Below are 21844 nucleotides of genomic sequence, written 5' to 3' on the forward strand. Positions count from 1 at the left end.
ATTTTTTTATGTCTATACTAGGTACAATTCTTACATCAGTTTGGAGCGATTTTTTATGAAATCTAGAAAACTTACAAAACTGAATACGTATTACTTTAGCTATTTTAGATAGGTTTGTATTCATGACTTCGTGGGTACAAACAAACCAAGTTTGTATCTATGATGGCTAAAGATTTTTAAACACGACTTACAGCCACGTAGAGAAATTCATCTATAGTGGCTATTTTATATTTTTGCAGCGCTTTTTAAGGCTCGTTGAAGATGTTCACTGTAGAGGCAATTTCCTACAGGGACATCTTTTTTTGTTGATTATCCGGTTCATAAGTAGGAAAGAAGGAGCGAAAATGAGAACAATAGGACACGGTCGTTTAGTAGGAATTTATGTAAAACCAACTTGAAAAAGTAGAGAAAATCAGCCAAGATAGATAAGTAAACAAAAGAAAGCGGGAAAAACAATGATAGTAATTATGAAAAAAGAAGCAACGGAAGAACAAGTAAAAAAAGTCGTCGATCATATCGAAAAAGAAGGATTCAAAGTCTCAATCGATCAAGGAACAGAACGAGTAGTGATTGGACTAAAAGGTGATACGCGAAGTTTACAAGAAGGAGCATTTACACGCTACGAAGGAGTAGAAAATGCTGTGCGTATTTTGAACACATACAAATTGACTTCTCGAGAATTCCATCCTGGCAATACAGTCGTGGATGTAGACGGAGTAAAAATCGGTGACGGCAGTTTTGTGACGATGGCTGGTCCTTGTTCTATCGAAGGATTAGACCAAATCAGAGAATGTGCGCGGATGGCTAAAGCCGGGGGCGCAAAAATTCTGCGAGGTGGTGCCTTCAAACCACGTACTTCTCCATATGCTTTCCAAGGTTTAGAAGAAGAAGGATTGAAATACATCCGTCAAGCGGCTGATGAATTTGGAATGAAAGTGATTACTGAAGTGATGGATGAAGGACATATCGACATGGTGGCTGAGTACAGCGATATCCTACAGATTGGCGCACGTAATATGCAAAATTTCAAACTGCTATCTGCTGTCGGCAAAACAGGTAAACCTGTTGGATTGAAACGTGGGATTTCTGGTACGATCAATGAATGGCTTAATGCTGCAGAATACATTGCAGTCGAAGACAAATCTCCTGTCATTTTTATCGAACGTGGGATTCGGACTTACGAGACAGCTACACGTAATACGTTTGATTTAAGTGCTGTCCCATTGATGAAAAAATTAACTCATTTCCCTGTGATCGTTGATCCAAGTCATGGTACAGGTATTTGGGATCTTGTACCACCAATGGCCCGTGCGGGTGTGGCAAGCGGAGCAGATGGCATGATCGTAGAGATTCATCCTGATCCTGCAAATGCTTGGTCAGACGGTCCCCAATCGTTGAATGAAAAGACTTACTCACGCATGATGAAAGAAGTGGCGATCATGAAAGAAGCAATGGAAAAGATCCAAACACTCGATTAATGCCAGCTTTTTAAAAGAAAGAAGTGAAACGAATGCTTACTATACATGTTGATAACCAGAAATACGATATTCATATTGAAGAAGGTGCACTAGAACAGGCTGGATCATGGCTTCAAACGATTTGGAAGCCTCAAAAAGTAGCTGTAATCACTGATACCAACGTTGCTCCACTGTATGCGGAAAAAATCATGTTCCAATTGAGACAAGCTGATTTTGAACCAGTCCTTTCAATCGTACCGGCGGGTGAGACCAGTAAATCTTTGGAACAAGCAGCTGAGTTATACGATTTTTTGGCAGATAATGATTTTACCCGCAGCGATGGAATACTTGCACTTGGTGGAGGAATGGTGGGTGATCTAGCCGCATTCGTGGCCTCAACGTTCATGCGTGGGATCCATTTCGTTCAACTTCCGACTACGCTACTTGCACAAGTAGATTCTAGTATCGGTGGGAAGACAGCAGTCAATACAAACAAAGCGAAGAACCTTGTCGGAACATTTAGCCAGCCAGCTGGCGTATTGATTGATCCTGAGGTTCTAAAGACTTTGCCGGTACGTCGTTTACGAGAAGGGATCGCTGAAATCATCAAATCAGCAGCTATAGCAGATGCAATGCTTTGGCAACAGCTGAATGAGCTGAAAGACGAAAAAGATCTTTTAGAGCATGCTGTTCCAATCATCACTGCTACGTTGAAAATCAAGCGAAAAGTAGTGGAAGAAGATGTCTTTGACCAAGGAAATCGACTTATTTTAAATTTTGGTCACACAATTGGCCATGCAATTGAAAATACAGCAGGATATGGGGTAGTCAGTCATGGAGAAGGAGTAGCTATTGGAATGGTAGCCATCACTTCTCATGCAGAAAAAATCGGCTTGTCTCCAACTGGATCGACAGCTGCATTAGAAAGGATACTCCAAAAATTCCACCTGCCGATTACTTACGATCTAAGTCATTCAGAGGAATTATTCCACGCGATAACCCATGATAAGAAAGCAAGAGGAAGCCAATTGAATATCATCTTGCTAGAAAAGATTGGGCAAGCAAAAATCGTACCTGTTCCTACAGAGACATTCAAAGATTACTTAGGAGGACTGTAAGATGCGTTATATGACTGCGGGAGAATCCCATGGACCAGAATTAACAGCGATTATTGAAGGACTACCAGCAGGGTTACCTCTATCAGAAGAAGAAATCAATTACGAACTCGCTCGCAGACAAACTGGTTACGGCAGAGGAGGAAGGATGAAGATCGAAAAAGACCGTGTTCGGATCACGTCTGGCATCCGTCACGGCAAAACAATTGGTTCACCTGTCACTTTAGTGGTAGAAAATAAAGATTGGAAAAATTGGACAACTGTCATGTCTGTAGCAGAAGTACCTGAAAAGGACCGATCACTGCGGCGAGTTGCACGTCCGCGTCCAGGACACGCGGATTTGGTAGGCGGTATGAAATACCATCATCGAGATCTTCGGAATGTGCTTGAACGGTCCTCTGCAAGAGAGACGACCATGCGTGTAGCAATCGGCGCAATTGCCAAGAAAATTCTGGAAGAACTTGACATCATCGTAGCCGGACACGTGATTTGTCTTGGTGGAATCCAAGCAGAAATACCTGGAAATATCTCCATTCAAGAAATCAAAGAAATTTCTGAAGCATCAGAAGTACGGGTTGTTGATTCAGCAGTCGAGCAAAGAATAAAAGAACTGATCGATCAGACAAAGAAAAATGGAGACACGATCGGAGGAATTGTAGAAGTGCTCGTTGGAGGCGTTCCAGCTGGATTAGGAAGCTATGTACAATGGGACACGAAGCTAGATGCCAAAATCGCGCAAGCTGTGGTTAGTATCAATGCCTTTAAAGGAGTAGAATTTGGGGTCGGATTCACTGCTGCATCATTACCAGGATCAGAAGTGATGGATGAGATCTTATGGGAAGAAGAACGAGGCTACTTCCGACGTAGCAATAATCTAGGCGGCTTCGAAGGCGGAATGACCAATGGCGAACCACTTATTATCCGCGGGGTCATGAAACCCATCCCTACATTGTACAAGCCACTTCAAAGTGTTGATATCGATACAAAAGAACCTTACAAAGCAAGTGTAGAACGTTCGGATAGTACAGCAGTTCCTGCAGCTAGTGTCGTTGCGGAAAATGTTGTAGCCACTGTGGTAGCGACAGAGCTATTGTCAAAATTCCCAAGTGATTCGCTTGTTGAGTTGAAAGCTGCAGTGAAGGAGTACCGTGACTACTTGAAACATTACTAAAAAGGGGGCAAATAAGATGGCACAACATGTTTTTATCGTGGGGCTTGGACTGATTGGTGCTTCTATGGCACTTTGTATTCGTCAGACCAATCCAGAACTGATAGTAGTTGGTTGGGATAGTCAGTCAAAAACCCGTGAGCAAGCAGTAGAACAGCAGATCGTTGATTACGTTGCAAATGATTTTGAAACAGGTGCAGAACAAGCAGACGTTATCTTATTAGCCGTTCCCGTCCGTACAACCTTAGCTTATCTTGATGTCCTTGAAAGAATCAACTTGTCTGATCACGTCATCATTACGGATGTCAGCAGTACGAAGCAGCAAGTCGTGACATCCGCTGAGCAGAAAAATCTTCGGTTTGTCGGTGGACATCCAATGGCTGGTTCTCACAAATCAGGTATACAGGCAGCAGATGCTAAACTATTTGAAAATGCCTATTACATCTTTACACCTTTGGAAAAGACGAAAAAAGATGTTGAAAAACTGCAAGAACTATTTTGCGGAACCAAAGCAAAATATGTGACTCTTACAGCAGGAGAACATGACCGTATAACAGGAATGCTAAGTCATTTTCCACATATTCTGGCAGCTGGTTTAGTCAATCAGGCAGAACAATTCAATCAAGAATATCCGCGAGCCAAACAACTAGCAGCAGGAGGCTTTCGAGATATCACTAGGATCGCTTCCTCGGATCCTGTCATGTGGACAGATATTTTGTTGAGCAATAAGCAGATATTATTGGAACGATTGGCAGATTGGCAGCAAGAAATGACACAAATAGCAGAATGGATCATGACTGAGAACCAATCGGAAATCTTTTCTTTTTTCAATCGGGCAAAAGAAAGTCGAGACCAGTTGCCTATCCATAAGCAAGGCGCGATCCCTGCCTTTTTTGATTTATTTATCGATGTGCCAGATGAGCCTGGCGTTATTGCAGAAGTAACTGGACTGATCGGAAAAGCGGGAGTTTCTTTGATTAATTTGAAGATCCAAGAGACGCGAGAAGATATTTTAGGGATACTGCAAATCAGTTTCAAAAATCAACAGGATTTGTTACAAGCAAAAAGAACCATTTTGTCTAATACCAGTTATCATTGCTGGATCAAATAGGAGGCTGGATAAATGCGATTATTACAACAAATACATGGATTAAGAGGGACTGTTAGGATACCAGCAGATAAATCGATTTCTCATCGCAGCATCATGTTTGGAGCAATTGCTGAGGGAACGACGACTATACAAAATTTTTTGCGCGCAGAAGATTGTCTGAGTACTTTACATGCCTTCCAACAATTAGGCGTCGAAATCGAAGAAGAGGAAGAGGTGATCAAGATTCATGGTCGCGGTAGCCACTCCTTTGTCCCACCAACTGAACCCATCGACATGGGAAACTCCGGTACGACGAGTCGTTTATTGATGGGTATTTTGGCTGGTCAGCCTTTTACAACGACTCTGTTCGGTGACGCTTCATTGTCTAAACGTCCAATGGGGCGAGTAATGGAGCCTTTACGCGAGATGGGTGCTGACTTGCAAGGAAATGAAAATGACCAGTGTTTACCAATCACTGTGACAGGAACCCACTCTTTATCACCTATCCGATACAATATGCCTGTAGCTAGTGCACAGGTCAAATCTGCTTTGCTGTTTGCGGCACTACAAGCAGAAGGTACATCCGTAATCGTTGAGAAAGAACGTTCCCGTAACCATACGGAAGAAATGATTCGTCAATTTGGTGGAAGGATCACAGTGGAAGATAAAACAATCATGGTGACAGGACCGCAAAAATTAACCGGTCAGCAGATCACTGTTCCAGGTGATATTTCATCAGCTGCTTTCTTTCTAGCAGCAGGACTTCTTGTTCCGGAAAGCCAGCTGTTGTTAAAAAATGTCGGGGTCAATCCAACAAGGACAGGTATCTTAGATGTGTTGGAGGAGATGGGCGCAGCGATTACCCAGACGAATCACAATAAACAGAACCAATCGGCTGATTTAAGTGTCAAGACGAGTCATTTGAAGAAAGCGACGATTGATGGAGAAATCATTCCGCGTCTGATTGATGAACTGCCAATTCTAGCTTTAGTGGCTACTCAAGCAGAAGGAATCACGATCATTAAAGACGCAGAAGAATTAAAAGTAAAAGAAACCAACAGAATTGATGCGGTGGCAGAAGAATTGCAAAAAATGGGAGCAAAGATAAAAGCAACAGCAGATGGTTTGATCATCCATGGACCAACACCTCTGCATGGCGCAAAAGTTTCTAGCAGAGGCGATCATCGAATCGGGATGATGCTGCAAGTAGCTGCTTTGATAGCTGATGGACCTTGCGAACTAGAAGGAGCCGAAGCCGTTTCAATCTCTTATCCGGCATTTTTCGATGATTTAGCAGAACTTGTGTCAGGAGGAGAAGCTCATGGCTAGCATTTTGCTGATTGGTTTCATGGGCGCTGGAAAAACAACGATCGGTAAAGGGTTAGCTCAACGTTTACAAAAAGAGTATGTAGATTTAGATACAAAGATTGAGGAACATATCCAATTGTCGATTGCCGAATATTTTCACTATTACGGTGAAAACAGCTTTCGAAAAGTGGAGTCAAAGGTTTTAAGAAAGCTGTCAAATGAAGATAAAATTATCGCGACTGGTGGAGGAATCGTCCAATGTGCTGCCAATCGGCAATTTTTACAAACACAGCCAATTGTTCTTTACTTAGAGGCAGAAGCAGATTGTCTAATCGATCGTATCCAACAAGATAAAACGTCTATTCGACCGTTAGCTCTTGGAAAAACAAGAGAAGAAATAAAAGCCTTATTGGCACAACGACTTTCCTGGTATGAAGAGAGCGCGACACTTCGAATCAACACGACCAATGAAACACCAGAAAAGATCATCGATACCATTATAGAGAGGATCAAAAGCATATGAATGTCAGCTATCTAGGGCCAGAAAGTTCGTTTACTTATCAGGCGGCTTGCCAGCTATTTCCTACAGAACAATTGACTGCGTATGCTTCGATTCCTGCTTGTTTGCGCGCTTTGTTTCGCAAACAGGTCGATCTGGCTGTCGTTCCTGTAGAGAATTCATTGGAAGGATCTGTTCATCACACAATCGATCTTCTTTCCAAACATCCAGAAGTCGAAGTTAAAAGTGAAATCGTTCTTCCTATCAAGCAGCAGCTTTTAGGCAATGCAGCAACAAAGATTACAAAAATCCTTTCTCATCCCCAAGCACTAGCACAATCACAACAGTTTTTAGAAACGCATTATCCTAATGTTCCTTTAGTAGCAACAGAATCAACAACTGCTGCAGCAATGTATGTAGCAGAACATCCGAAAGAAGACGCAGCAGCGATTGCTTCATTAGAAACAGCACAGCACGTTGGATTGGAGATCTTAGCTGAGAATATCCAAGATAATGAGTTGAACCAGACACGTTTTTGGATCGTCGGTGACCGAAAGATGACCAGCCAGCAGCCAGCTCCAGTAAAGATGAGTGTCATCTTGACACTGCCTGCTAATCGGCCAGGGATGCTTCATAAAATGCTGGCAGCTTTTGGCTGGCGGGAGATCAACTTAAGTAAGATTGAATCTCGACCATTGAAAACTAGCTTGGGAGAATATTTTTTCGTAATCGATTTGTTATTGGACCGCCCAATGGCATTAGTAGAGAATGCGCTCCAAGAAATCAAGATGCTCGGAGGAAAAAGTCAAATATTGGGCTGTTATCCAGTATTGACAGTAGAATAGACGCGTAGATGAAAGTCAAGAATACTGATTGATTTATTTAACTTAAAATAAATCAATCAGCGCTTGGCTATTCTTTATTTTTAATATTCTGATTGATTTTTAGAAAGAAGCGGGAGACAAATCGTTACAGTCGTTCCTGTCCCAATCACTGATTGGATCGTTATGCCATATGCATCTCCATACATTAGGCGTATCCGCTCATCTACATGACTGATGCCGATTCCTGAGAAATGATCATTTTTTTGTTTGGTATTTTCAGTATCGAAGCCATCGCCGTTATCAATCACTTCGAATAAAAGAAGCTGATTTTTTGTTTTGCCGTACACCGTGATGAATCCTTGCGTTTTATTGTGAAAAGCATGAAGATAGGCGTTTTCGATAATTGGTTGAAGGATCATATTCGGCATAGATAATGTCTGCAGTTCATCAGGAATCATTATTTTAGCCGAGATTCTTTCGCCATATCGCATACTCAAAAGATCAATGTAACTTTGTACGCTTTTGATTTCTTCCTTGACTGGAATCACTTCTTCTTTTTTTCCAATCGTACTTCTTAGTAAAGTAATGAAACTGTCGATTCCCTGAACTGCTTCATCTGTTTTTTTCTGCCAAATCAAAAATTTCAAGCTAGTCAGCGTATTATAAATGAAATGGGGCTGTATCTGTGCTTGCATAGTTTGGATTTCAAGCGAACGTTTCTTCTTTTCGTCTTGGATGGTCTGTTCATAATGATGCTGCGCATTACTTAGCAATTGATTGATCGTATTCCCTAGCAATTGGACTTCATGGCTTCCTTGTACAGGAACAGTAGCTTTTAAGCCATCTTCCTCTAGCCAGTTTAGCGAATCAATCAAGCGGTAGATCGATTTTGTGTGTCGATCCAAATACATAAATGCCAATGAGCCAGCAAAAGCAAGTGTCACGATATTATACAAAATAATGGGGAAAATCACGCCCATTTGGTTAGACAAAGAATGAAGATCGACTTGACTGAGTAATGTACAATCCTGGCGGTACAGGGGAAGACGGGTCAACTGCTGTCCATTTGAAATCGTTGTTTCACCTACTGTTAGTTTTTTGAAAATCATTGATCGGCTCCCAATTCTATTTTCTTCATTTGATGCGATGATCGTCTGTTCTTCGTTCATGAAGGAGATCTTCGATATCTCAGGATTTACTACAGATTGAAAAAGATTCGCTAGTTGCTGAGATGAGATCGATAAAACAGCATATCCGTAAATGTGATTCAATGTGTTTTTCAGTTTTTTGACAAAGAAGACGCTGGGTGCTTTCTTATCGCGAAGAGTCAATCCGTATTGTGCAAAAAGCATTTGTGTATCAGCAGCACGTTCATTCACTCTCTGGGCAATCGCAGATTGAAAAAAAGAATCGGCAGATACGGCAGTGAGCATGTCGTTTCCGACAAAAGTTCTTCCGTTTTCTCCAAAGATCAACACATCGTAATCGATCATTGGATGGATTTTTGAAAGAGAGTCATTCATTTTTTGGATCGTTCTTAGCTGCTGAAGCTGTTCCATATGTTGGACTGGACCATTGGAAAAATAGCTTTCGACAGCTGGGTTGGAATCAAAAGCGGCTAATGTATTCTCGATTGCATCATTCAAGCCTTCAAATTCAGATTGGATCTTTTTTAGTACCACATCATTCGATTGATTGAACAGCTGGATATAGGCATCCCTTGATCGATGATAAATAAACAAAGAGATGACGATGGCCTGCAGAAAAAGACCGATGAACAAAATGAACAGAAGTTTGGTAAAGAGTTCATGCTCTTTGATTTTTTTTCTCATTTTACAAAAGTTCCTTTACGGTATTGAGAAGGTGTCATTCCTGTCTCTTCTTTAAAAACTCTGGAGAAATAACCCAGTTCGGTATAGCCGACTTTCTCACAGATTTCCGTCAAAGTAAGCCGTGTTTCCGTTAAAAAGAGCTTGGCTTTACTAATACGGACTTTTTTTAGATATTTTGAAAAGTTGATGCCAAATTTTTCAGTAAAGATAGCTGAAAGATAGCTATATGAAAAATGATATTTTTCGGATAGAAGTTGTAAATTGATTTCTTTCTCATAATTTTCCTGGACGAACTCGTAGATCAAAGTCAAGATATCGAAATTGTCTTTTATTGCATTTGCAGAAAAGTGGGTGAGTTTCTCAAGTGTTTCTTTGACAAGAATAGAAAAATCTTCCAAGTACTCAGCATCGGCTAATAAAGAAGGAAGGGCGATCTTGAGCAAAGAAAGTTCTTCATTCCCAACATATTCGTCAGCCAAAGCGTTGAGTAATGCATAGAAACGATTGATTGCCTCATGTTTCAAATAAGCTGGATCAATAGGCTGTTCCAATATTGTCGTGAAGAAACCCTCAAGTTCTTTGACAGCTAAAGCGTAGTCTTTATGAACGATTTTTGTTAAATAGCTACTTGCTTGCTGCTCGTGGTTGGTTGATAACGGAAGAAGTTCATGCTGATAAGCAAGGTTCTTTCCCTTATGATAGAAACGTTGTCCTTTGGTACAATTTCTGATTTCTTGGAATATTTCATTGATATCTTGGATTGCAAAAGAGTCAGAAACAACAAAAAAATCACCTGGAAAAATTTCTTGACGAAACTTTTGAACAAACTTCCTAAGCGTATCTTTGGAATCAGTATTGATCACATAGCCGGATTCTTCCGAAAAGGTAGAAAAGGGATAAATAGTAAATGAATCGTCGCTATCCATCAACGAATGGATGATCGACTGTTTTTGTTTAGAGCCTTGTTTTGAACTGAATGGCCGATTTTCGGTATATACCAGAAAAAACAAGGTGTGTTCAAAAAGAAGAGGGTCAAGCAATGGACGAGTTTGTCCAGCAATCTGCTGTGAAAGATTCTCGCAGATCTGCTCATAACGATCGGTGATTGGGCTTTTGTTGGGCTTTTTTTTGATTTTTTGTGAAACGGCAATTAAGGAATTTAGAAAAAAATCAGGACTCAATCGAGGCTTTAAAAGATAATCAGCGACGCCATATTTAAAAGAATCTTTAACCATATCAAATTCATCATAGCTAGAGAGGATAAGAATCTGTGTTTCAGGTTGTTGCTGTTTTAATAGCCGCGATAATTCGATCCCATTTAGTTCAGGCATCATTACATCTGTGACCACGATATCGATTGCATGTGCCAAAGAAAAGTCAAGCGCTTTCAACGGGCTGGAAAAAGTTCCTATTAATTGAAACCCGTGCTCAGACCAATTGATCAACTGTTTCATTCCGTCTAAAATCGTCTGTTCATCATCGATAAGAATTACGCGTATTGGCATTTTTTTACCCGCCTTAAGAATAGTCTTGTAATTTAAAAATACTTATTTCTAGGAGAAAATGCAAGGATATTTTTATTTTAAAGAAACCTCCACCCTTTCGATCTTTGGTCTAGATGCTAAGATTATTCCTTTTGTCATAGTTAATTTGTATTTTTTTATTATTTTAGGAGAAATTTTTGAAGTATCTGAATAACAAAGAAACCGTTTTCAAATTTTGGTATGATGAATGTAGCAAACGTAAACAACTAAGGATGGAAAAGGAGCGGATAAAAATGAACATCAGAAAGTTAATTGCTGGAGTCGTTTGTTTAGCGGCAGCATCAGGTTTCTTAACAGGATGCGGAAGTGCTAGTAGCACAGCAGACAACGAAGAAAAAGTCACTGTTTGGGCGTGGGATGAGACATTCAATATCAAAGCAGTGAATGAAGCAAAAAAAATTTATGAGAACGAAGAAACAGAGATAGAAGTTGTTACGATGTCTCAGGATGATATCGTTCAGAAACTGAACACCGCTTTAGCAAGTGGGAATACAGAAGGATTGCCCAATATCGTCTTGATTGAAGATTATAGGATACAAGGCTATTTGACTTCTTATCCAGATGCATTCGCTGATTTGTCTGCTATTGTAAAGGAAGATCATTTTGCACCGTATAAATTTGCGGTAAACAAAGTAGGAGAAAAAATATACGGTGTTCCTTTCGATTCGGGCGTAACAGCAAACTTCTATCGTACGGATCTGATGGCTGAAGCAGGATATACAGAAGAGGACATGGAGAATCTGAGGTGGGACGAGTATATTCAAGTGGCGCGAGATGTCAAAGAAAAGACGGGAAAGAAAATCGCTGAAGTCAATCCTTCTGATCTTGGTCGAGTAAGAATGATGATGCAACAAGCGGGAGAATGGTATACGTCCAAAGATGGGGAGACGGTCACGATCCAAGACAATGCATCTTTAAAGTATGGTCTTGAATTATTTGCCACTCTTTTGAAAGAAGACCTAGTCGAACAAACCTCTGACTGGAATGCTGGAGTAACTGCGATACAATCAGGAGCAGTAGCTTCTAGCCCAACTGGCGCTTGGTATTCTTCAACGATCCAAGGAGCAGAAGACCAATCTGGAAAATGGAAGATTGCGCCAATACCTGCACTGCCAGAAAGTTTACAAAAAGCGCAAGCTTCTAACCTTGGCGGCGCTGGCTGGTATGTGCTCAAAGGAGTAGCTGGAGAAGAATCAGCGAAAGATTTCCTCGAAGCAACGTTTGCATCGAATGAAGAACTGATGGGCACTCTTGCGAAAGAAATCGGACTGGTGTCTACGATGCTTAGTGCAAATGAACAAGAAGCTTATCAAGAAGCTTCAGAATTTTACAGTGGCCAAAAGGTCTTTGATGATTTTTCCAAATGGACATCAGAAATTCCAGAAGTGAATTACGGACATGAGACCTATGCAATTGAAGCAGTCGTAGCCGAAGCTCTTCATCGAATCATCAATGGAGAAGAGACAGACAAGGTACTAGCAGATACACAAAAACAAGTAGAAGCACAGTTGGCTAATTGATTGGTGATAAAAAAGCAAATTTCTTTGCTTTTTCATCAGACAACCGAAAAGACAAAAAAGATGGCGGCTGCCTTACAGACGTTGTCTTTCTTGTCTTTTCAATTAAATAATCAATGATAGAATTGGAGGGAAAAGAATGAAGCAGAAAGATTTATTCAAAAACGGGCATGCTTTTTTAATCTTGCCAGTCATTTTGATATCGATCATGGTTTTTATTCCGATGGTTTTGGCTTTGATCACGTCTTTTCAAAGTGGTCCCCCTGTCAATATGAGATTTAACGGATTAGGTAATTATCAGCGGATGCTGACAGATGCTACTTTTAAAAAAGCTTTTTTCAATACGTTCCTATATTTACTAGTTCAAGTACCAATCATGCTGTTTCTAGCGCTTTTTATTTCCAACCTCTTAAATGATAAAAAGCTGAAATATAAAGGGTTGTTTCGAACAGCTATTTTTCTTCCGTGTATCACTTCGATGGTCAGTTATTCTCTGATCATGAAAAGTCTATTTTCTCAATCTGGCCTTGTAAACAACTTGTTGTTGGGCATTGGTATGATTGATACACCGATTGGCTGGCTGACTCATCCAATTTGGGCGAAAGTTCTGATCATTCTTTCGATCACTTGGCGTTGGACTGGATACAATATGATTTTTTTCCTTTCAGGCATGCAAAATATTGATTTGGAGATTTATGAAGCAGCATCTATTGACGGTGCTTCTAAATGGCAGCAGTTTATCAAAGTGACGATCCCGAATTTAAAACCGATCATTTTGTTTACTTCCATTACTTCGACGATCGGGACATTGCAGCTTTTTGATGAAGTACAAAATATTACTGGCGGGGGTCCAGCAAATGCAACGACCACCTTGTCTCAATACATCTATAATTTGAGTTATAAATTCACGCCTAATTTTGGATATGCGGCAGCAGTTTCCTTTGTTATTGTTGCCTTTATTGTGATATTGTCGATAATCCAAACGAAAGTAGGAGGAGAGAGTCGATGAAAAGCATGGTAGAAAAAGAACCGATCGAACATCCCAACGTCAAAAAACAAGCCTTAGGACTTCGTTCGGCAATTGGGTCAGCATTAAAGTATACAGCATTAAGCATCCTATCATTTATTTCCATTTTCCCTTTTGTCTGGATGATTCTGGGAATGACGAATACACCCGTGGATATCACATCGGGAAAAATAAAGATTGGCAGTAACTTGATCATCAATTTTCAAAATTTGTTTTCCAATGAACTGAATTTTACTCGTTCCCTTTGGAATTCAGCAATGATCGCTTTAGTGACCACTGTGTTTGCATTGCTGATTTCCTCAATGGCAGGATATGGGTTTGAGATTTATCAAAGCAAGCGAAAAGACTTGATTTTCAATATTCTACTGCTATCGATGATGGTTCCTTTTGCGGCGTTGATGATTCCTTTGTATCGAATGTTTTCACAATTGAACGGAACGATTTTGGGAATCAATAGTTTCTTAGTTGTAATCTTACCATCTGTCAGCACTGCTTTTTTGATCTTCTTCTTCCGACAAAATGTTAAATCCTTTCCAAAAGATCTAGTAGAAGCCGCTCGATTAGACGGTCTAAAAGAACTAAGTATTTTTTTTAGAGTATATATGCCGACGGCTAAAAATACCTATGCAGCGGCAGCAATCATCACATTCATGAGCAGTTGGAACAATTATTTATGGCCCTTAGTGGCTTTGCAATCTCCTGATAAACGGACGGTTCCGCTTGTTTTATCTGCTATGGGTGCTTCCTATACGCCAGATTATGGAATGATCATGGCTGGATTAGTCATTGCTACTTTACCAACTGCCATCGTATTTTTTGTTTTGCAAAAGCAATTCGTTCAAGGAATGATCGGCTCTGTAAAATAAAAAACAATAGCAAGTGCGTCCCTACAAAGTCATCTTTTCCAAGTAAACATTATTTTATATGATTTATCATGAAAAACCTTGAATATCAATGTTTAAAAAAATCTTTTTTGTACACAAAAAAAGAAAATATCAGTTTGGTTCTCAAAATGTTCTCACGCCTAATATAAAAATAAGACAAGGAGTATTATCAGATATGATAGTACTCCTTGTCTTGTTTTTATAGTTAGAAAGTTAAAATTACGATACTCTTGGAAATATGATCCTAATACTATAATAAAACTTTTTACTTTAATTCTACTTTTTTGAGGAACTTATTACTTTATTGATATCTATAGTAAGTATAGTATATTAAAATAATTTTTCGTATATATATCTAGTAGCATAATTAGTGTATAATAATTTTATACAATATTTTTCACTTTTAAATGGAGGCACTAATATGGGTGAAGCTTTAAATCAAGAAATACATTTTATTAATACTCTATCCTATTATTCAGATTATATTAATCTAAATGATCTTTTAATTGAGTTACGAAGAATTAAGGATAAACATAAAACCACAGTATTAGATCCTATTTTAACTGTGGATCGATTCTCTGAAATTTCAAATTTTATGAAGAAAACAGCCATTCCGCTTGGCATACTTAGAGATTTGAATGATTCTTTGGTTAAACATATTATTTATCATAGTGTTTCTCATATCTATATGTATAATATAAACACACCATTAACAATAGAAACTATTGAGAAAAAATTAGTAAACAATATAGATAGTTTAACTGGGAATTGGAGTGATACGGCTCAAGCAAATATAGCAGAGGGTGATATGTACTATAATTTAATTGATAGCATTGCTCCTTCTCATGGCAATGAAATTTATTATCCTGCATTTTTTAAAACTTCATCTAATATCAATCTTTTTTCAGTATTTCGAGCTGTTACTAAAACAGGAGACTCTATTATCATACCATCATTGGCAGTGCTAGATACCAATAAATCAATTCTTATGATTTTAATACCCAATAAATTTAGAGGAAGAAAATCTGATGATGTAGTAATTTGGTCTCCAGAATCATACTGTAAAATTTTAATAAGTAAAATTTCGATGATATGTGATATTAGCATAAAAAAAATAGATGATAGCTATGAAAGGGCTTTGAAAAAAAATCTATTCACTTCTTGTGTAAAAATGAACAGAAAATTAGTAGAAGATTATGAGGATCAGCTTTTAGAAAAAATGCCCCCAATAAAAAAACATATAAATAATATTATAACTAATATTGGTAAAGTAGTTTGCCTTACTAGAAAAGATAAGGAAAAAATCGAAAAAAAAATTCTTTCTACTTGTGTCAGTGAGTATATGACTAAAGCAGTTAAACCAACTGATTTACAAAAAAAAGCTTTGGAAAAAGGTCTACAAGGATATCCAACAAAAATAAAATTTGATGGTTTAGATTCTTCAAGTGGCGGAACAAGATCAAGTAGTAGAAATTCACCACTACCAATACATGAAATTTTTCATTCTATAAATACAAGTTTTGTATATTTTGGTACTATAAAAGAATGCCGAATTGCATGGTTTAATAAATATCTTTTCCCTGATAAAGAAGAGTTTATTAATAAATCTAGTGTGAGTCAAGCCAATATTAAAATTTCATCTGATAGAGTATTTATTAATATCATGAGTAAAACAAATAAAAATGAGGTAATGATTAATTATGTTATTAGCGAAGTTATCAAAATTATCGATTTTGTATGATGAATGTAAAAAAGATAAAATTGCATCTACATTCTATGACCTTATGAATGAATTTTGTATGACAGATCAGAAGTTACGATATGAATATTATTTTGAGATGTTAGATAATAATATAAATGACCCGGAGACTTTTTTTATAAAAATGAAAAATGATAATTTTTTTTTCATTGAATATCAATATAAATGTGAAGAAGAGACCGAGGTATCTAATTTTTTAGATTCTACTTGTGAATGTGGAAAAAAAGTAAACCAGCATGCTTCTGTAATTGAGTTATACCAACTATCTAGTGATTTCAAGAAATTCATAAGTGATATGAATAAAAGTGCTTTAGATTATAATGGAACTTCTTGGGGGAAAAACAAGCTGATTTTAGAAGAATTAATGAGTGTCTATAACTTGGTACCCTTTTTAGGATCGGGACTGTCAAAACCTTTAGGATTTCCTTCATGGCCCGAACTCGTAGTACAATTTCAAGAAGGGTGCTCGGAAACAGCCTTACATGGTATTCAATATTTTTTAAATAAAAAAGATTATTTGGAATGTTTCAATATTATCATTAGTGATGAAGAAAACCAAAATATTAAAAATGTTGAACAGTTGAAACAAAAAATTTCGAGGTCATTTATGTCAAAAAAATTAGATGATGATAATAATTACAAAGATGTAATAAATCTGAATCTGCCATTAATTATTACAACGAATTATGATGATAATATTGATATAGCAGGGAGAGATCGATATTCATCCATATTATTCAAAGATATTGAAGACATAAGAAGTGTTGAAAATGACAATGTAATAATTCATCTTCATGGATATGCAAAAAATATTGCGAAATCTTCTATGGTTGTAACAAAGGAAGACTATGAAGAATTGTATGAAGATGAAAAAAGTATGAGAAAACTTCAGAGTTTACTTGGAAATAAAGCTATACTATTTATTGGATACTCGCTAGATGATTATTATTTTATGGATGAACTTATAAAAATATGCGAGGCAAACAAAGGTTTCTCAGAATATTACGCATTTATGATTAATGTAAGTCAAACTGAATTAAAATCTTATATGCCTGATTATTATAACATGATTAAAATTATATCAATTGATATATCAGAAACGGACTCAGGAAAATTTAATGAAGAAGTTATTAATCGTATAAGAAGTTATTTAAGATATATAAATAATAATCTATATCTAATGGATATTTAAGAGCGAGAGTAATTGCCATACTTAAATTTATGAAATTAAACTTTTTTAATGATTGTACCTCAGTTTAGTCAACAAAAAATCTTTGACAACGAGTATTTTTTTAATGTTTTTTGTTTATTATGCATAAATTTTACTAATAATTTGCGGGAAGATTTTAAAATATATGTTTTATGAAAAGAACTCTTGAATTTAAATTACGTAAAAATCAGCAAGGTATTTTGCGATTGATAGAGAGGGTTCCATAATGCCGTTTTCATAGTTCTCTATTTGGTCAATTGTAAATAACTGGCTGTCTGAGTATCTGCTGTTTAGTTGTTCTACTAGTTGTTCAACTGTCAAATTTCTTTTTAATCTATATTTTTTAAAATTATTGCATAGAATAACTTGATAATTCGATTTTAGATCAGATTCTTGATTAGGTTCTTCTATTCCTAATATAGCAAGAGGGGATATCGAAAGTGCATTAGATAGTTTCATGATTTTATCACACTCCATATTTTCAATTATACCGTTTTCCCATTTTCTAACTTTTGATTTGCCAACTCCAATCATGTTTCTAGCTTCTTCTAGAGCTAGCCCTTTGTTCATGTTTTTAGCGTAAAAAGACACTTTTGGGACGTGTGTTATTTTATGTTGAGAAAAATTAAATGATAACGTTTTAAGTTTATACTCGAAAACTCTTTCATTTTAAGGTAAACTTAAAGAGTAAAGGAGGAGGATACATGCTAAAAAATTTTAAAGAAGTGATTGCTGCCATATTGCCGATGACCGTCCTGATTGTCATTTTAACGTTTGTTTTTGCGCCGTTAGAAGGAGAAGACCTCGCTTCATTCTTGGTAGGTGCGGCTATCATGATGATCGGAATGACGCTCTTTTTGTTTGGGGCAGACTATTCCATGATGGAAGTCGGAGATCTAGTAGGGAAATATATGATTAAAAAGAAAAGTTTGGCTGTTTTGGTCAGTTTGGGGTTTGCTATCGGGATCGTGATCACGATTGCCGAACCTTCCGTGCAAGTTTTGGGACAACAAGTATATGATATATCTGACGGAGAGATTGGCAGAGTGTTGCTGATTGGGATCGTCAGCGTCGGCACTGGAGTATTTCTAGCCTTTGCGCTGCTTCGGGTCGTATTCAAGCTATCCTATTATCAATTGATGGCTATAGGCTACATAGGCGTTTTGATCGCCTCGTTCTTCACCAGTTCCGAATTCATGCCGATTGCTTTTGATTCGGGGGGAGTGACTACTGGTCCAGTAACTGTTCCATTTATCTTGGCCCTTGCCGGAGGGATGACTAGTATGATCAAACAAAAGAAAAATGAAAATGACAGCTTTGGAATGGTTGGTATTGCTTCATTAGGACCAATTCTTGCCGTAATGATTTTGGGGGTGATCTTCCAATGAATTTCTGGCAGCAAGTGATAGATGGTATCGAGATCGTTACTATGGAAGTTATTTTAGCAGTGGCCCCTATCGTGATTCTATTTGTTTTGATGAATATCATTAGTTTTCGTATGCGCAAGAAGCGTTTCTTTGACATTATGAAAGGCTTCTTGATAACGACTATTGGGTTGATCCTTTTCTTGCACGGAGTCAATATGGCTTACGTTCCGGTAGGACAGCATTTAGGTAGTACGATCGCTGGATTGCCCTATAATTATATATTGGTTCCACTTGGCTTTTTGATGGGGTTCCTAGTAGGGTTTGCTGAGCCGGCGATTCATGTAATGGTCAAACAGGTTGAAGAATTGAGTGAAGGGAGGATCCGGTCGAAAGTCATGCTGATGGTGATTTCGATTGGGATTGGCGCAGCAGTAGGATTGTCTATGTGGCGTTTGCTCGTCGGATTCTCTCTTTATTATTTCTTGATCCCAGGATATGGGCTAGCATTTATTTTAGGACGAAAAGTGGACAAGATCTTTTTAGCAATGGCTTTTGACAACGGTGGAGTAGCAACGGGTCCGATGTGTTCGACATTTATTTTATCAATGAGCGTGGCGATCGCTGCACAAATTGAGGGAAGAGATCCGATCATTGATGGGTTTGGTGTGGTTGCAATGATTGCATTGACACCAATATTATCCACTTTAGTACTAGGATATATTTATAAACGAAAAGATGAAAAAGACAGAATCGAAAAAGAAAGATTGCAAAAATTGGGGGGAAGCAAATGAAAGATCTTGTAGCATTGAATCTTCACATGATTGTGACGATCGTGGACGGAGGAACAGGTGAAGATGTCATCGACTTTTCAAAAGAAGCAGGTGCAGCTGGCGGTACAATCTTGCATGGTCGTGGTTCTGGTGTACATGATTCAGGGAAATTTTTAGGTTTGGACATCTCGCCAGAAAAAGATGTTGTTTTGACATTAGTACCAGATAGTTTGACGAATCAAGTGATGGATGCGATTGGTCAAGGTATCAACATCGATGTTCCAGGTAACGGGATTTGTTTTAGTATTGATGTAGATAAAGTAATTGGTATCACTAAGATTCATCAGTATCGGGAAATTATCGGGATGCAGGAACTTTTGGATGAAACTAACGATAGAGAAAATCCTGAATCATAGACAAGCATTTGAAGAAAAAATAAACCTAAATAAGAAGGCGGATGAACGTTATTTCCGCTTTTTTGTTTAGGTTTTTTTCGTGAATACTTATGAAATAGTAAATTTTTATGAAATTCTTCTCTAAGCATCAGACATTCTTTTCAAAATATGCTATTTTAAAAATGATGAAAAAAGGGGGAGAAAAATGAATTTTTTAGTTGTTTTAAAAGATACTCTGATTGAGCGGTCTACATTTCTATATGTTCAATTGCAGGAAAATAAAACATTGCTGCATTTTTCACCAGAGTTCCATCTAGAGGGACTAACATTAGGAGAAATTTATCAAGCAGAAGGACTATCGGCTGTTTTGCACTTTTTTGAGGCAGAATTGGAATTACCGGTAAAAGATTATATCGAGCTTTCTCTCGAATCTTGGGATCGAGCAGTCGTTGAGCTATTCCCAGAAGGTTTGATGATCGATACGAATGATGGGAAGATTCATTTGACTGCAGCAGAACTACAGAAACAAATGCGTTATCAAATAGATGATGAAAATTCTTTTTCTATTTTTAGACGTCAGCAAAAGATTCTAAAAAGCTTTTTAAAAGTAATCAGTAAAAAACGGAATTTGATCAAAACGACTCAACTGTTGAAAAAATATCCAAATCTGCTTCATACGTCCATTCAATTCCCTCAATTGATTACGATGATCCATCGATTTATACGTATGCAACAGCTACCATCTAAGAAGCTGTTTTTGCCATTGACGGACACATTCCGTGTAGTCAACAGAGAAGATAAAAAGAAAGTGATTGTGATCGACTTTACCAGAAATCGGAATGTCCTTCATCAAGTCGCAATGGAAAAGGCCAATTAAGGCTTTTTCTTTTTTGTTTTTTTTGTCATAATGAATGATAGATGATGGAGGAGATAATAGGATGCAAACATGGTTAGAAAGACTGATACGGTTTCAGCAGAACTATCAAAAACTTATGCAGGGAAGATATGCAAAATTTGATCAATTGAATCGGGTTCTATTGATTATCGCACTTTTTTTTAGTTTACTAAGTCGGTGGTTGCCATTTAGAATCGGGCAATTGTTGTTCATCGTCTTTTTCGGATGGATGCTATTTCGTTTTCTATCAAAAAAAATCTATCCTAGACTAAATGAAAATCAACGTTATTTGGAATATTTTGATAAAGTCAAAGAAAAATATCATCAGATGAGAAACAAAAAGCAAGCTAAAACGGAACGAAAAAGCTATACTTTTTTTGAGTGCCCGAATTGTCATCAAAAGCAGCGTGCGCCTAGAGGAAAAGGACGAATACGCGTGACATGCAAAACATGTGGCATAAAATTCGAAACGAATGTTTAAGGGAGAAAAAAATGAAATTAGTATTATTGCGTCATGGCGAAAGCGAAGCAAATTTTGAAAATTACTGGACAGGGTGGCTAGATGTCGCCTTAACAGAAAAAGGAAAAGAACAAGCAGCAGTAGCCGGTCAAAAAATGTATGAAGCCGGTCTTCAATTCGATGCGGTTTACACCTCTGTTTTAAAACGCGCGATTCTTACCGGTCAAGTCGCACTAGAAGAAATGGGGCAGTTGTGGCTTCCTATAGTAAAAACATGGCGTCTGAATGAACGGCACTATGGGGATCTTGTTGGTAAAAACAAGGATCAGATGAAAGAAATATACGGAAAAGATCAAGTAAAGAAATGGCGCAGAGGATATACAGAAGTTCCGCCGCTAACCGCAGAAAACCGATTTGACCGCAGATATGATCATTTGGATCCACATTTGATTCCGTACGGAGAAAGTCTAGAAATGACAGTGAATCGGATCATTCCTTTGTGGCAAGATCAACTAGCACCAAAACTGAAAGATCGGAAAGATTTACTAGTTGTGGGTCATGGGAATAGCATCCGAGCACTGACAAAATATTTAGAAAATGTTCCTGAGGATCAAATGGATACAATTGATATCCCGAACGCACAACCAATCCAATATACATTAACAGACGATTTGACGATTCTAGAGAAAACAATACTTTAATCAACGTATTTATCTATAATGA

General features: G+C 37.8%; 21 protein-coding genes and 1 pseudogene. 18 read left to right on the forward strand and 4 right to left on the reverse strand.

Annotated elements, in window-relative coordinates; all coding sequences use genetic code 11:
* Positions 1-455 precede the first annotated feature (455 nt).
* Genes aroF through pheA form a run of 7 tightly spaced genes read left to right on the forward strand, consistent with a single transcriptional unit; the run spans position 456 to position 7482 of the window.
* Positions 456-1478, forward strand: a complete 1023-nt coding sequence (aroF, locus tag OZZ83_RS00490; protein ID WP_002292027.1) for a 3-deoxy-7-phosphoheptulonate synthase — start codon at positions 456-458, stop codon at positions 1476-1478.
* Between the two features lie 32 nt (positions 1479-1510).
* Positions 1511-2575, forward strand: coding sequence for a 3-dehydroquinate synthase (aroB, locus tag OZZ83_RS00495; protein ID WP_025477235.1), 1065 nt, complete (start codon positions 1511-1513; stop codon positions 2573-2575).
* Position 2576: 1 nt separating this feature from the next.
* Positions 2577-3743, forward strand: a complete 1167-nt coding sequence (gene aroC, locus OZZ83_RS00500; RefSeq protein WP_002345156.1) for a chorismate synthase — start codon at positions 2577-2579, stop codon at positions 3741-3743.
* A 16-nt stretch (positions 3744-3759) separates the two neighbouring features.
* Complete coding sequence (locus tag OZZ83_RS00505) at positions 3760-4851, forward strand: prephenate dehydrogenase (RefSeq protein ID WP_278023309.1); 1092 nt, start codon at positions 3760-3762, stop codon at positions 4849-4851.
* A gap of 12 nt (positions 4852-4863) precedes the next feature.
* On the forward strand, positions 4864-6159 hold the full coding sequence (gene aroA, locus OZZ83_RS00510; protein ID WP_002309041.1) for a 3-phosphoshikimate 1-carboxyvinyltransferase: 1296 nt from the start codon (positions 4864-4866) through the stop codon (positions 6157-6159).
* Positions 6152-6661, forward strand: a complete 510-nt coding sequence (locus OZZ83_RS00515) for a shikimate kinase (RefSeq protein WP_002292022.1) — start codon at positions 6152-6154, stop codon at positions 6659-6661. Before aroA ends, OZZ83_RS00515 begins: the two co-directional genes overlap by 8 nt.
* On the forward strand, positions 6658-7482 hold the full coding sequence (gene pheA / locus OZZ83_RS00520) for a prephenate dehydratase (RefSeq protein ID WP_002309043.1): 825 nt from the start codon (positions 6658-6660) through the stop codon (positions 7480-7482). The genes OZZ83_RS00515 and pheA overlap by 4 nt, the downstream gene beginning before the upstream one ends.
* An 80-nt stretch (positions 7483-7562) precedes the next feature.
* Here the strand turns inward: pheA and OZZ83_RS00525 are convergent, their stop codons facing one another.
* The 3 genes and pseudogenes from OZZ83_RS00525 to OZZ83_RS00535 all read right to left on the reverse strand — a co-directional run.
* Positions 7563-9293, reverse strand: coding sequence for a cache domain-containing sensor histidine kinase (locus tag OZZ83_RS00525; protein ID WP_065763788.1), 1731 nt, complete (start codon positions 9291-9293; stop codon positions 7563-7565).
* Entirely contained in the window at positions 9290-10219 is a 930-nt protein-coding gene (locus OZZ83_RS00530; RefSeq protein ID WP_025476918.1) for a helix-turn-helix domain-containing protein, read from the reverse strand. Before OZZ83_RS00530 ends, OZZ83_RS00525 begins: the two co-directional genes overlap by 4 nt.
* A 318-nt stretch (positions 10220-10537) precedes the next feature.
* A pseudogene (locus OZZ83_RS00535) lies at positions 10538-10798 on the reverse strand (response regulator); the annotation flags it as partial.
* Positions 10799-11070: 272 nt separating this feature from the next.
* Between OZZ83_RS00535 and OZZ83_RS00540 the strand changes: the two are divergent.
* The 5 genes from OZZ83_RS00540 to OZZ83_RS00560 all read left to right on the forward strand — a co-directional run bounded on the left by OZZ83_RS00540 (position 11071) and on the right by OZZ83_RS00560 (position 17216).
* Positions 11071-12357, forward strand: coding sequence for an ABC transporter substrate-binding protein (locus tag OZZ83_RS00540; RefSeq protein WP_002306538.1), 1287 nt, complete (start codon positions 11071-11073; stop codon positions 12355-12357).
* A 136-nt stretch (positions 12358-12493) separates the two neighbouring features.
* Positions 12494-13363 (forward strand): carbohydrate ABC transporter permease, encoded by an 870-nt coding sequence (locus tag OZZ83_RS00545; protein WP_325065995.1) that lies wholly within the window; start codon positions 12494-12496, stop codon positions 13361-13363.
* Positions 13360-14247 carry a carbohydrate ABC transporter permease gene (locus OZZ83_RS00550; protein ID WP_002316317.1) on the forward strand — a complete coding sequence of 296 codons (888 nt, stop codon included), beginning with the start codon at positions 13360-13362 and terminating at the stop codon, positions 14245-14247. The genes OZZ83_RS00545 and OZZ83_RS00550 overlap by 4 nt, the downstream gene beginning before the upstream one ends.
* A gap of 439 nt (positions 14248-14686) precedes the next feature.
* Positions 14687-16006, forward strand: a complete 1320-nt coding sequence (locus OZZ83_RS00555) for a hypothetical protein (protein ID WP_278023307.1) — start codon at positions 14687-14689, stop codon at positions 16004-16006.
* The gene (locus tag OZZ83_RS00560) at positions 15966-17216 is read left to right on the forward strand and encodes an SIR2 family protein (RefSeq protein WP_278023305.1); all 1251 of its coding nucleotides are present in this window, start codon (positions 15966-15968) and stop codon (positions 17214-17216) included. Before OZZ83_RS00555 ends, OZZ83_RS00560 begins: the two co-directional genes overlap by 41 nt.
* A 189-nt stretch (positions 17217-17405) precedes the next feature.
* Here OZZ83_RS00560 and OZZ83_RS14715 read toward each other — a convergent pair whose 3' ends face one another.
* Positions 17406-17768 carry a helix-turn-helix domain-containing protein gene (locus OZZ83_RS14715; protein WP_373195990.1) on the reverse strand — a complete coding sequence of 121 codons (363 nt, stop codon included), beginning with the start codon at positions 17766-17768 and terminating at the stop codon, positions 17406-17408.
* Between the two features lie 170 nt (positions 17769-17938).
* On the opposite strand from OZZ83_RS14715, the gene OZZ83_RS00570 reads away from it, so the two are divergent.
* The 6 genes from OZZ83_RS00570 (at position 17939) to OZZ83_RS00595 (ending at position 21822) form a co-directional block, all read left to right on the forward strand.
* Positions 17939-18622, forward strand: a complete 684-nt coding sequence (locus OZZ83_RS00570; protein WP_002292009.1) for a DUF1538 domain-containing protein — start codon at positions 17939-17941, stop codon at positions 18620-18622.
* Positions 18619-19392 carry a DUF1538 domain-containing protein gene (locus OZZ83_RS00575; protein WP_002306549.1) on the forward strand — a complete coding sequence of 258 codons (774 nt, stop codon included), beginning with the start codon at positions 18619-18621 and terminating at the stop codon, positions 19390-19392. The genes OZZ83_RS00570 and OZZ83_RS00575 overlap by 4 nt, the downstream gene beginning before the upstream one ends.
* The gene (locus tag OZZ83_RS00580) at positions 19389-19787 is read left to right on the forward strand and encodes a P-II family nitrogen regulator (protein WP_002292005.1); all 399 of its coding nucleotides are present in this window, start codon (positions 19389-19391) and stop codon (positions 19785-19787) included. The genes OZZ83_RS00575 and OZZ83_RS00580 overlap by 4 nt, the downstream gene beginning before the upstream one ends.
* A 184-nt stretch (positions 19788-19971) precedes the next feature.
* Positions 19972-20643: a hypothetical protein gene (locus OZZ83_RS00585; RefSeq protein WP_002292003.1), complete on the forward strand. Its 672-nt coding sequence runs from the start codon at positions 19972-19974 to the stop codon at positions 20641-20643.
* 61 nt (positions 20644-20704) lie between these two features.
* Complete coding sequence (locus OZZ83_RS00590; protein WP_002292001.1) at positions 20705-21142, forward strand: hypothetical protein; 438 nt, start codon at positions 20705-20707, stop codon at positions 21140-21142.
* Between the two features lie 11 nt (positions 21143-21153).
* Complete coding sequence (locus OZZ83_RS00595; RefSeq protein WP_002309053.1) at positions 21154-21822, forward strand: 2,3-bisphosphoglycerate-dependent phosphoglycerate mutase; 669 nt, start codon at positions 21154-21156, stop codon at positions 21820-21822.
* The last annotated feature ends 22 nt before the right edge of the window (positions 21823-21844 follow it).

Source organism: Enterococcus sp. E5-162 (assembly GCF_035725965.1).
Classification (GTDB): Bacteria; Bacillota; Bacilli; order Lactobacillales; family Enterococcaceae; genus Enterococcus_B; species Enterococcus_B lactis.